Annotated in this window: 10 protein-coding genes; 4 read left to right on the forward strand and 6 right to left on the reverse strand. The window is 32.6% G+C overall.

The window, feature by feature from the left end:
* Nucleotides 1-12: 12 nt before the first annotated feature.
* From EV195_RS12705 to EV195_RS12720, 4 genes are read right to left on the reverse strand one after another with little or no spacing between them, the layout of a single operon-like run.
* Nucleotides 13-1,092, reverse strand: a complete 1,080-nt coding sequence (locus EV195_RS12705; protein ID WP_132795333.1) for a cytochrome-c peroxidase — start codon at nucleotides 1,090-1,092, stop codon at nucleotides 13-15.
* Nucleotides 1,093-1,854 carry an MbnP family protein gene (locus tag EV195_RS12710; RefSeq protein ID WP_243693120.1) on the reverse strand — a complete coding sequence of 254 codons (762 nt, stop codon included), beginning with the start codon at nucleotides 1,852-1,854 and terminating at the stop codon, nucleotides 1,093-1,095. It lies immediately after the preceding gene.
* Nucleotides 1,854-3,182: a hypothetical protein gene (locus EV195_RS12715; RefSeq protein WP_243693121.1), complete on the reverse strand. Its 1,329-nt coding sequence runs from the start codon at nucleotides 3,180-3,182 to the stop codon at nucleotides 1,854-1,856. The genes EV195_RS12710 and EV195_RS12715 overlap by 1 nt, the downstream gene beginning before the upstream one ends.
* A 14-nt stretch (nucleotides 3,183-3,196) precedes the next feature.
* Nucleotides 3,197-4,657 (reverse strand): choice-of-anchor B family protein, encoded by a 1,461-nt coding sequence (locus EV195_RS12720; RefSeq protein ID WP_132795334.1) that lies wholly within the window; start codon nucleotides 4,655-4,657, stop codon nucleotides 3,197-3,199.
* A gap of 160 nt (nucleotides 4,658-4,817) precedes the next feature.
* Between EV195_RS12720 and thiL the strand changes: the two genes are divergently transcribed.
* On the forward strand, nucleotides 4,818-5,873 hold the full coding sequence (gene thiL, locus EV195_RS12725) for a thiamine-phosphate kinase (RefSeq protein ID WP_132795335.1): 1,056 nt from the start codon (nucleotides 4,818-4,820) through the stop codon (nucleotides 5,871-5,873).
* 70 nt (nucleotides 5,874-5,943) lie between these two features.
* Nucleotides 5,944-6,414 carry a peptidoglycan-binding protein LysM gene (lysM, locus tag EV195_RS12730; RefSeq protein WP_132795336.1) on the forward strand — a complete coding sequence of 157 codons (471 nt, stop codon included), beginning with the start codon at nucleotides 5,944-5,946 and terminating at the stop codon, nucleotides 6,412-6,414.
* Between the two features lie 64 nt (nucleotides 6,415-6,478).
* Here the strand turns inward: lysM and EV195_RS12735 are convergent, their stop codons facing one another.
* Complete coding sequence (locus EV195_RS12735; protein WP_243693122.1) at nucleotides 6,479-7,513, reverse strand: glycosyltransferase family 9 protein; 1,035 nt, start codon at nucleotides 7,511-7,513, stop codon at nucleotides 6,479-6,481.
* Between the two features lie 83 nt (nucleotides 7,514-7,596).
* Nucleotides 7,597-8,007, reverse strand: a complete 411-nt coding sequence (locus EV195_RS12740; RefSeq protein WP_132795337.1) for a BrxA/BrxB family bacilliredoxin — start codon at nucleotides 8,005-8,007, stop codon at nucleotides 7,597-7,599.
* Nucleotides 8,008-8,079: 72 nt separating this feature from the next.
* Between EV195_RS12740 and EV195_RS12745 the strand changes: the two genes are divergently transcribed.
* Nucleotides 8,080-8,841 carry a TerB family tellurite resistance protein gene (locus EV195_RS12745; RefSeq protein ID WP_132795338.1) on the forward strand — a complete coding sequence of 254 codons (762 nt, stop codon included), beginning with the start codon at nucleotides 8,080-8,082 and terminating at the stop codon, nucleotides 8,839-8,841.
* A gap of 573 nt (nucleotides 8,842-9,414) precedes the next feature.
* The coding region (locus tag EV195_RS12750) for a VCBS domain-containing protein (protein WP_207899788.1) at nucleotides 9,415-11,774 on the forward strand (2,360 nt) is incomplete at its 3' end.

An 11,774-nucleotide genomic window follows, 5' to 3' on the forward strand; every position in this document is an offset into this window, starting at 1 on the left:
AATCAAAAAAACTTATGGTAGTTGAAAAGCAGGATTATTTGTGAAATCAGAATCGGTAAGAGTCAATAAAAAAGCTTTCAAATCAGCCTTATCTAGATCGGTTAATTGAACACCGCCTTGATTTACTTTTTTCATTAGAGGATCTATTGTAGAAGAGTTTTTTAATCCTTCTGAATAATGATTAATTACTTCTTCTATAGTTGCAAAACGACCGTCGTGCATGAATGGGGCAGTGAACGCTAAATTTCGTAAAGAAGGTGTTTTAAACTTTCCATTATCATTTGCATCTCCGGTTACGGCACCTAAACCTAAATCGGTAAAAGTTGCATCTAAACCGTTATTATGGAATTTATTGTCTGTCCAAAGTGGATTGTTATTACTTCCATGACAATGAAAACAATCACCTCTGCTTTCATCCATAAAAACATCAAAACCATTTTGTTCCTCAGAAGTTAATGTCGTTTCTCCTCTTAAGAATTTATCAAATTTTGAATTTCCAGAAATCAGTGTTCTTTCAAATTGAGCTAGTGCTTTTACAACCAAATTAGAATCTATTGGAGTATCACCAAAAGCTTTTTTAAATAATTCTGGGTAATCAGTATGATTTTTAAGACGGTTTGCTACTTCTTTCCAATCATTATTCATTTCCACATGATTGGTAACTGGTTCAAAAGCTTGTCTTTCTATACTTAGTTGTTTTCCATCCCAAGTAAATCTATCATCAAAATTCCACGCTAAATTAAAAAGAGGCATTGAATTTCGAGTGCCTATCCCATCATTTACACCTTTGCTAAATTGTAGATTATCGGTAAATGCTTTTTGTGGGTCATGACAAGTTGCGCAAGAAATAGTTTTATCTGAAGAAAGAATAGGGTCGAAAAATAGCTTTTTTCCTAACTGGATTCCTTCTTGTGTTTGAGGATTGCTTGTTGGAATATTTGGGGCTAAAAGTTTGTCTTTAAATAATTGTGGAATTTCTAATTCTATTTGTACTGGTGTATAACCATTGTCAACTCCAAGTTCAACAGCTTCTTCAGAAGAACATGAAATCAAAATAAAAATTAGAAAACTATATATCCACGCATTTTTCATTTACAAACTAAAAACTGATTTTCCATTGCCATTCATTAAAACCTGAGCATCAAAATTAGGCATTAGCATTTGATGTAATTCGTCTAATTTCCATGTATTAGGATTTTTAAACCATTCAGCAATATTTACCTTAACATTAATAGTTTCGGTAGTGTTTTTTAACCAAATATCTGCTAAGTTTACTGTAAAAGAAGTGTCTTGAAAGACTAAATTATTAGGATCTGTATTATCAACAGCACGAATTACATGATAATTAAATCCAGTAGGTGTGGTGGTAGTTTCAGTTTTGAATTTACCATCAAATTGCATATAGTGGTAACCACCTCCAAGTCCAGGTGAAACATTAAAACTAGCAGTGTTTAAATCTAAGTAAACACCATCTTGGTTTTTTTCATCTGTAAATCCAAAAGTGAACCTTAATGTGTAAGTTCTATCTAAAATTAACTCTTCAAGACTGTATGATAAATTTTGTTCTTCGCCTAAATCAATGAATAAGTAGTCTTTTAAAGGAGTTTCAAAACCAGAAGGATCTACTAATTTGATATCAGATAGAACATATCGATACTTTTCAATACTTAATGAGTCTCCGTTTTCATTTTTGAATTTAATATCATTAAAATCATCTTTGGTAACAAGCGTTCCGTCCCATTCATGTATAAAATTTATAGTGATTTTTTTATTTTGAAGCGTTTCGTCACTATCACTAGAACAAGACCAGATAGTTACAGCAAGCATTAAAATATATACTAGTTTTTTTATCATTACTGAATTTTAATAATTAATACATCAGAAAACCCTTTGTTTTCTTTAATGTCTTCATTGTTACTTGTAGATTCTCCAACTGCGATAAAAGCTCCATTGTTAATTTCAACCACATCATACAAAATATCGATGTCTGTTCCACCAACAAATTGTTGCCATTCGGTAGAACCAGTGGTAGATATTTTTATAACCCAAGCATCATTTTGTCCTTTATTGATAAAATCTCTATCAGAACTTCTTGAGCTACCGCAGATAATAAAACCACCATCTGATGTGTTTTTTATAGCTCTTCCAGCATCAAAATTACTTCCCCCAAAATTCTTCTGCCAAATTAAATCTCCATCAGGAGTAATTTTAATAACCCACAAATCAGCCCCTCCATTGTTTCTAGATACATCGACATCAGAACTTCTAGTATCTCCAACAATTATTATATTACCATCTGTGGTTTTTTTGATGTCATACGATTCGTCAATTTCAGTACCTCCAAAATTTTTCCTCCAAATTAATGATCCTGTACTATTAATTTTGATTACCCAAAAGTCATAAGAACCTTTATTGTCAGTAATATCAACATCACTACTGTCCGAAAACCCAGAGATTATATAACTACCATCATCTAATTGTACTACACCTTGAGGAGTATCAGAAAAAGTTCCTCCATAATACTTACTCCATTCTTTGGTACCGTTAGCATCTATTTTGATGGCCCAAAAATCACCACCAGCGTGTTGCCTAGCGGCTGGTGAATTTCCTTGTCCACCCGATGCGGTAACGTCTAATTCACCTAACAATAAAAAGCCACCATCAGAAGTTAAGGTAAGTGAGGTTCCATAATCTCTTCCCGAAAAACCAAATGATTTTTCCCATTGGATAGTTCCTGAAGCATCTAATTTAGAAACCCAAAAATCTGAATTTCCATTATTTTCAGTAACATCATTATCGCTACTATTGCTAAACCCAAAAACTATAAATCCACTATCAGAAGTTGCTAAAATTTGATTACCTCTGTCGTCATTCGATCCACCATATAATTTACTCCATTGTAATTCATCTTGACTATCATACTTTAATAACATAAAGTCTGCGTCGTCAGTGGTTTTTGAAGTAATATCTCCATCAGTACTGCTAGTGTATCCTAAGATAGCATACCCACCATCATTGGTAGCAATTACAGAATTTCCTATATCATTTCCATTTCCACCGAAAGTTTTTACAAAATCAACTTCAATACCGGCACTAGGATTTAAGCTGTCGTTTAAATTGATGTCTGCTTCTCCACATGCAATAGTAGCAAGTAATAGTAAGAGTAAAGTATAGTGTTTCACGAATTAGTTTAAACTTATTTAATAATTAATTTTTTACCAATAATTCCGTTTATTTTAAGAAGGTATATGCCTTTAGCATAACTATTTATTGGTAAAACGAAATCGGTACGATTAATATTTTCTTTCTGATATACTTTTTTACCAAGAATAGTAAATACCTCAATTGATTCAATTGAAGTATTAGAAGAAATTATTGGCGCTCTATCAGTTGGATTAGGGTAAATCGTAATTTTTTTAGAATTAACTTGTTGATCAGGAATAGATAATGTTCCGCTTTTGCGAACAATGAATAACCCTTGTTCAATATCACTAATAATAATATTTCCGCTAGCAAAGTAAGGGTAAATACTCCAAACCCCATTAAAACCAGCACTGTTGTTTACGGTGTACGTGTCAAAATAACCAACTTCGGTCATAGGGTTCGATGTATTAGAAATGTTTGAGATGTCAAAAACTCTCATCCCAGCTCGATAATTCGCTAAGAAATATTCATTTCCTTTTACATATCCATTGTGGTCTATTGCTTGATGTGTAGCTGTAAAGGTCGAAGATAACACAGGTATGTCTAAGTCTAAAAGATCAAAAATGATAGTTCTTGTATTTGTCCCTGTTCGCTGTTCATCTAACTCATCACCTAAAATAAAATATCGATGATCTTCAGTAAACCACCCTTGGTGAGTGTATTCTGCATTCGGATACGAAATTTTAGAAATAAATTGAGGGTTAGATTTATTGGTAACATCCAGAATCATAACATCATTAGACCCACCATTATTTCCATTACTCGCAATTAAGATTTCTTTTCCAATATGAGCAGCATCAGGTCCGTTATAGGTAATTACTTGAGCATCATGAGTGTAACCTTCAGCAGAATAACCACCAGCAGCAACTGGATTTTTAGGATCAGAAATATCAACAAAAGTAGGCCCACCACTAAAGGTGTTACAACCAACTAAATAAGCATAACTTGAACTTTCATTAATAACAATATTATGACAACTATTGACTCCTGTGTACACAGTATCAGCAGTAAAAATTTGAGGAGGAGAAGTAACATTTCGCAATCTAGTTAAATCAAAAACTTGCATACCATGTGCGCCAACATTATCTCCTACAATAAAAGCATGGTTATTATACACTTTAACATCTCTCCAAGCATTATTTGATGTATTTGTGTTTAATCTTCCTAAAAAAATTGGATTCACAGGATCGCTAATATCCACAAAAGCGGTTCCATTAGTCATCGCTACAAGCGCATACTCTTTATTGGTTGTTGGGTCTGTCCAACCCCAAATATCGCTACCTTCAGCAGTGCCAGATCCAGATAATGTGGCAATATCAATAATAGACATTAAGTCGTAATTATTGCAAGGATACGACCCAGCAAAACCAGTTCCATCACATGGAGTTTGTGAGTTGATATTCACTTGTGGAATAAAAGTAAATAAGATAACTAATTGTAGTAGTTTTTTCATGAGATAGTTTTAAAGGGCTCCTAACAACAAAAGTATGAAATTAATAGCTTTATTCGATTGTATAACAGTTCTGAAAATAAAAACCCTAATTTTTAGAAATTTACATGCAAGTAAATATATAATTCTGTTAATTTTTCCAATCTAATAGTATCTTTGCAACATGTTAGAAGATAAAAATAGACAAAGGACCTCTTTAGCTGAGTTAGGGGAGTTTGGTTTGATTGAACATTTGACCGAAAATTTTAAAATTCATCATTCTACAACTGAGAAAGGAATTGGAGATGATTGTGCAGTACTATCAAGTTCAGACAAGCAAACGTTAGTTACTACTGATTTGTTAATTGAAGGTGTGCATTTTGATTTAAGCTATATGCCATTGAAGCATTTAGGATATAAATCGGTAATGGTAAATCTTTCTGATGTATATGCAATGAATGCAGAGGCAGAACAAATTACCGTTTCTATTGCTGTTTCCAATCGTTTTCCATTAGAGGCTATAGAAGAATTATATGCTGGTATTCAATTAGCTTGTGAAACTTATAAAGTTGATTTAATAGGTGGTGATACTACTTCTTCAACAAAAGGAATGTTGATTTCTATTACTGCTATTGGAAAAGCAAATAAAGATGAAGTGGTTTATAGAAATGGGGCAAAACCGACTGATTTAATAGTAGTTACAGGGGATTTAGGTGCTGCATATCTTGGCTTGCAAGTATTGGAAAGAGAAAAACAGGTTTTTAAAGTTAATCCTCAAAATCAACCTGATTTAGAAGGCTACTCCTATTTAATAGAACGCCAATTAAAGCCAGAAGCGCGAAAAGATATTCCAAGATTATTGAAAGATTTAGAGGTAAAGCCAACCGCTATGATTGATATTTCTGACGGGTTGTCTTCTGAAATTATACATATTTGTAAGCAAAGCAAAGTAGGTTGTAATATATATGAGGAAAAGTTTCCATTAGATCCTCAGGTAATATCAACTTGTGAAGAGTTTAATATCGATTCAACAATGGTTGCTTTAAGTGGAGGTGAAGATTATGAATTGTTATTTACCATTTCAATTAATGATTTTGAGAAGATAAAGGCAAATCCTAATTTAACAGTAATAGGCCACATTACAGAAGAAAATCAAGGAATGAATCTGGTAACTCGTGCGAACCAATCTATAAAACTAAAAGCGCAAGGATGGAATTCTTTTAATGAAGAAAACGACTAATAATTATGGTATAAAATTTGTATATTGCTGATACGAATAAATAATTATTAATAACAAAAAATTAAAAGAAATGGGTTTATTTTCATTTATTAAAAATGCTGGAGCAAAAGTTTTTGGAATCGGAAAAACAACTGAGGAAGAAGCTGCTGAAAAGGCTGCAAAATTAGTTGATGCTGTTAATGCATTAGAATTATCTGTTACTGACTTAAATGTTAGTGTTGATGATGATAAAGCAACTATTACAGGAGAAGCTGCAGATTTAGCAACAAAAGAAAAAGTTGTTTTGGTTGTAGGTAATACTGCTGGTATTGCTACTGTTGAAGATAACATGACAGTTGCTGAAGTAGAAGAAATAGCTGAAGAAGAAATGGCACAATTCCATACGGTTGTTAGTGGTGATTCTTTAAGTAAAATTGCTAAAGAATTTTATGGTGACGCTATGAAGTATCCTGTTATTTTTGAAGCGAACAAACCAATGTTAACGCATCCGGATAAAATTTATCCAGGTCAGGTTTTAAGAATTCCACCATTAGTAGACTAACATAAATGATATAAAAACTTACTATATACTATCATAAGGCATCACGAAAGTGATGCTTTATTTTTTAGATTACCTCTTTAATTTTTTGAACAACAGTAGTAGGTAAAATACTTCTCATTGCATTTTCATAGCCAGGTAAAACTTTATTACCATATATAGAAGAAGGCAAAGCAGGATACTTTTCCAAATCAGGAAGTATACAAAAATCATTAGGTTGATTAAAAGGTGCAAAACCTGCATAAGGATGTGTGCTTCCCCAAAGTGTAATTGTTTTAACACCTAAAATCGCTGCAAAATGAGCATTTCCACTATCCATAGAAAGCATTACATCAAGATTTGAAATTAAATTTAACTCTTCATTCAAACCACTCAGTTTTCCGGCTACTGAAATAACATTTTTAAATTGATTTTCAATTGATTCTAGCTTTTTAATATCAGCTTTTCCTCCAAATATAAACAATTTTACATTTTCTTTTGATAGCCCTTCAATAACTTTAAGCATTAAATCTTCAGGATATGTTTTAGAAGGAAATGCAGCAAAAGGTGCAATTCCAATCCATTTGGAGTTCTTCTTTCCAAAAAGTTCACTATTCTTTTTACTTAATTGTTGTTTGTTAGTTGAAAGGTTTTTGTCAATTTTTGTGTCAAAACCTAGTTCTATTAAAACATCAGCATAGCGCTGGTGGCTTGTTTTAAGTTGTTTAAAAACCTTGTTTTTCTCTCGAGTTAATGCTCTCTTTTCTGCTCTTCCTTTGTCTATTACGGCAATTTTCACACTAGTAAAAACAGAGAATAATAATCGAATAACTTTAGAACGCAGTACATTATGAAAATCAGCAAAATGAGTTGGTTGTAAAGATTTTAATTCTTTAAATAATCGAATTAAGCCAAAGAAACCTTTATGAGTTTTAGTAGTATCAACTGAAAAAAAAGAAACGTTTTCAATATTAAAAAAAAGAGGCTGTAAAAAACTTCTTGAAACAAAAGTAATTTTAACTTCAGGATGTTGCTTCACAAAAGATTGTATAACAGGGACAGTCATAGCAACATCTCCCATGGCAGATAATCTGAAAATAATGATATGTGGTTGTTTTTTCAATACTAGAAATTTTTACGTTTCAAAAGTAAGCATAAAAAAATCCACTCAAAGAGCGGATTTTATATTTGATTTTAATCTGAAGCTTAGCAATACTCTTCGTAAGCCTGAGATAAATTTTCTGCAATCATTTGTGCCGAACGACCTTCAATATGATGTCTTTCTAACATGTGAACTAACTTACCATCTTTAAATAAAGCAACTGCTGGAGAAGATGGAGGAAAAGGAATCATATATTCGCGAGCTTTAGCTGTAGATTCTTTTTCAACACCTGCAAAAACTGTTGTTAAATGATCTGGTTTTTTATCTCCTTGAATAGAAGCAATTGTTCCAGGTCTTGCAGTACCTGCAGCACAACCACAAACAGAGTTTACCATTACTAAAGTAGTTCCTTCTTTTGCTAAAGCAGCATCTACATCTTCAGCACTATATAACGCTTCAAAACCAGCATCAATTAATTGATCGCGCATTGGTTTTACTAATTCTTCTGGATACATATGAATTATCTTTTTTTAGACTGCAAAGATACTTATAATCTCATTATATTTGAAATTATTAAAAAATTAGAAATGGGAAATTTTACGAAGTGGTTAGGAGCTGGTTTAGGTTTTACATTAGGAGGGCCAATAGGAGCGCTTATAGGTTATGCTATTGGAAGTGTTATTGATAGCGGTGTTACCGAAAAAGAATATAAAGATGAGCAAGATACCTACCAAAAAAAAATTAAAACCAATTCAAAAGCTAAATCATCAACTTCAGGTGATTTTGAAATTAGTTTGTTGGTATTAGCATCGGTGGTTATTAAGTCAGATGGAGATGTAGATAACAGGGAATTAGATTTTGTAAGAACTCATTTTACAGATTTATACGGTAAAGAAAGAGCCAACAGAGCTTTTAAACTGTTTAATGGTGTTATAAAGAAAGATGTTTCTACCAGACAAGTATGTATGCAAATTAGAGAGCATATGTCTCATTCTTCTCGCTTACAATTAATTCATTTTTTATTTGGTATTGCACAGGCTGATGAAATTGTACAAGCTTCAGAAGAAGAAGCAATCAGAAAAATTGCAGGGTATTTATATATTAATGATAGAGATTATGAATCTATCAAAGCTATGTTTTATAATGAAGCTGATGCGGCATATAAAATTTTAGAAATTGAAAAAGAGGCTTCTGTTGATGAAATTAAAAAGGCTTACAGAAGAATGGCTAAAAAATATCATCCTGATAGATTACAAGATATTGGTGAAGAACACCTAAAAGTTGCAAAAGAAAAATTCCAAAGCATTCAAAATGCTTATGAGAAGTTAAAAGAGGAACGAAATTTTTAATTAATTCTCAGTTTATTTGTGACTTTTCTATTTATAAAGTATCTAATAAACATATGTTAACAACCATTAGTGGTAGGTTTAGCTTTATTCGTCTAAAAAAAATGTTAATATTTGTTAATAAATTTTTATATTAGACGCAAATTACTCTGTATTGCATCTTGAGGATTTTTTAAAAGCAATAACAGAAAAACCAAACAAAATACTACTTATTATAGTTGATTTCACTCATTGTAAAAATTGAGTTTATGGTTATAGTAGGTATACATAATAGAAGATGTTTTCATTGGGTTGAATTGTATGAAATGATTCAAGTTAAATGGACAAAAATAAAATTGACTAAAATAAATTCCCCCGAATTCATGAGTGTCAAAAAACTAAAGCACACTAAACAGACAATTTTTTCTGGTGGATTTATTTCGTCGGATGCTAAAGCTAGCATTTTGATAATGTTTATGATATACCCGTTTTTAAGGGTATAAAAAGATATAAAATATAAACCCCGCAATTGTAACACTTTGGCGAGCAACTACAAAAGCAGGGCAGTGAATAACAATCAATATTATACTGATTATTATGTTTGTACACTTTATAAAAAAGTATAAATACTCAACTATTCCGAGTATATGTTTTAAATTTTCAAGCCTATTTTCTCCTTCAAAAAAGAAAATTGAAAAAAAGGCTTGCAAATATATAGAAAATATTAAAGAGAATAGTTCTTTTACCTCGTATTTTAAAAATGAGTTAAGTAGACCGCTCTATACACTTTTACTTATTTTCTTTTCTATTTCCACAACTGTTCTTTCACAGGAAAAATTAACAAGTATTAAAGGAAAGCCTGATAAACAAGTTCTTGTTAAAGAAGTTAACAAAGACGAAACTAATAATTTTGTTATTGTAAGAAATGCATCAGTAATAAGTGCTGGTAAAAGCAAATCTAGTTCATCAACATTTGCCATGAAAATGGCAGCCCCTACGATTGATTTAAATACGGCAACCCCTGGAAATGATCACTTTTTTCAATATCAACCTCCTGGAGGATCGGTAACTACGGTAACTGTCAGTCCTTCAGTTACTTCAGATACAAACACAATAGTTAGTGCAACAATAACAATCACGGGAGTTCTTGACAATTCTAATGAAGAGTTATTTGCTATTAATGATGGAGGTTTTGATTTGTATTATTTTAATAATCCTTTAGATACAAATGATTACGTTTATTCAGGTTCAACCATTAGAGTTACTCAAACAACAGCAACAACGTTTAGTATAACAGAAGCTTCGGGAAATCCTATTCCCAATGCTGATTTTGAACAGCTATTAAGTAATCTTTATTATGGTGATTTAGCAAGTCCTTATACAGATGGAGATAGAGTAATAACCGTAACTATTACCGATGCAAGTGCTGCAACAGCCAGCGCACAAACAACTATTAGAGTTTACACTACAGCGCCAACTGTAAACGATGAAGGGAATAGTATAGCTGCTAATTCAACTGGCACAGTTACAGGAAATGTATTGACAAATGATTCTGGAAGCTCAATATTTGTATCTGAAGTTGATGTATATCCGACTGCAGTAGGTACTGCATATAGTACATTATATGGTACAGTAACTATCCAATCAAATGGTAGTTATTCTTATGATGTAGACGAGACTAGCTCTTCGGTAACTGGTTTAAGAAATGGAGAGAGTTTACAAGATATTGTTTCTTATACAGTAGAAGATTCAAATGGTGTAATTAATTATGGTATACTTACAATTACTATAAATGGAGTAGACGAATCTCCAGTTGCATTAGATAATACAGATTCTGTAACAGCTTTTGTTGAGCCAAGCACATCAGGTAATATTATAACCGATCCAGGACCTAGTGGATCAGACGCGATTGATAGAGGTTTATCCACACTAGTTTGGGAAAATGAATTTGTTCAAGGCGGTACTTTTGTGGGGCTATCAGATCCAATTAGTGGAGCTTCTGTTGTTATAGATGGTGTTACGCTTAATTTTACATCTACAGACCCTAGTGGTTTCGGAATTCCAAACCAAAATCAGGTTGTGTATTTGACTAATACTAATGGAGGTCATACAGGATATTTTGGTTATGCAATTGACGGTACTGTTAACCCTTCTAGTGACACAGTATTAACAATTAATTTTAGTCAGCCTGTTTACAATTTGGGTTTCTTGGTTGTAGATATCGATTTTTCTCAAGGTAATTCGTGGCAAGATTTAATTAGAATTCAAGGATCTTTAAGTGGTTCCAATTCAAGCTATAAATATGTTACAACAGGAGGTATTGTTGATGCGGGAGGAAATACGTTTTATGGAATTGGAAGTGCTGTTCCTGGTGATGCTACAGGTAATATAAATGTATTTTTTGAAGAGCCTATAGATCAATTAGTTTTAAGTTATAACTATGGACCAAATGCCACCGCAGCTAATCAAGGAGGGCAAATTGCAGGAGTTTCAGATATTTACTGGCAAGGATCTGCCATAGGTATTACTATTTCTCAAATTGATGGTGGAGCTGTTGGAGTTGGAGGAACAACGTTTACAGGTACATATGGTAGTGTTACTGTTTTTCCTGATGGAAGTTATACTTATGTTCCTGATACGTCTAACCCTACTATCATAGATTTGAAAGTTGGACAAACAGTAACTGATACTTTTACTTATACTCTTACAGATGGAATTTCATCAGACAATGCAGATTTAATAATTACTATAAATGGTTCTGATACAGTACCAACAGCGAATGACGATACGGCTACAGTTGCTGAGGATGGAAGTGTAAGTATTACGGTAAGCACTAATGATGATATTGGTGGTGATGGTGGAGATGGAGAGGACTACAGCTTATTAGCAGGTCCTACAAACGGTACGGTAACAGAGACGGCAGACGGGGTATTTAGTTATACACCAAATGCGGACTT

The organism is Tenacibaculum skagerrakense (genome assembly GCF_004345825.1).
GTDB classification, from domain to species: Bacteria; Bacteroidota; Bacteroidia; order Flavobacteriales; family Flavobacteriaceae; genus Polaribacter; species Polaribacter skagerrakensis.

Bases quoted from the DNA above. Each gene is read 5' to 3' on its own strand.
- EV195_RS12705 (WP_132795333.1), bottom strand. From the start codon at position 1,092: ATGAAAAATGCGTGGATATATAGTTTTCTAATTTTTATTTTGATTTCA.
- EV195_RS12710 (WP_243693120.1), bottom strand. From the start codon at position 1,854: ATGATAAAAAAACTAGTATATATTTTAATGCTTGCTGTAACTATCTGG.
- EV195_RS12720 (WP_132795334.1), bottom strand. From the start codon at position 4,657: ATGAAAAAACTACTACAATTAGTTATCTTATTTACTTTTATTCCACAA.
- thiL (WP_132795335.1), top strand. From the start codon at position 4,818: ATGTTAGAAGATAAAAATAGACAAAGGACCTCTTTAGCTGAGTTAGGG.
- lysM (WP_132795336.1), top strand. From the start codon at position 5,944: ATGGGTTTATTTTCATTTATTAAAAATGCTGGAGCAAAAGTTTTTGGA.
- EV195_RS12740 (WP_132795337.1), bottom strand. From the start codon at position 8,007: ATGTATCCAGAAGAATTAGTAAAACCAATGCGCGATCAATTAATTGAT.
- EV195_RS12745 (WP_132795338.1), top strand. From the start codon at position 8,080: ATGGGAAATTTTACGAAGTGGTTAGGAGCTGGTTTAGGTTTTACATTA.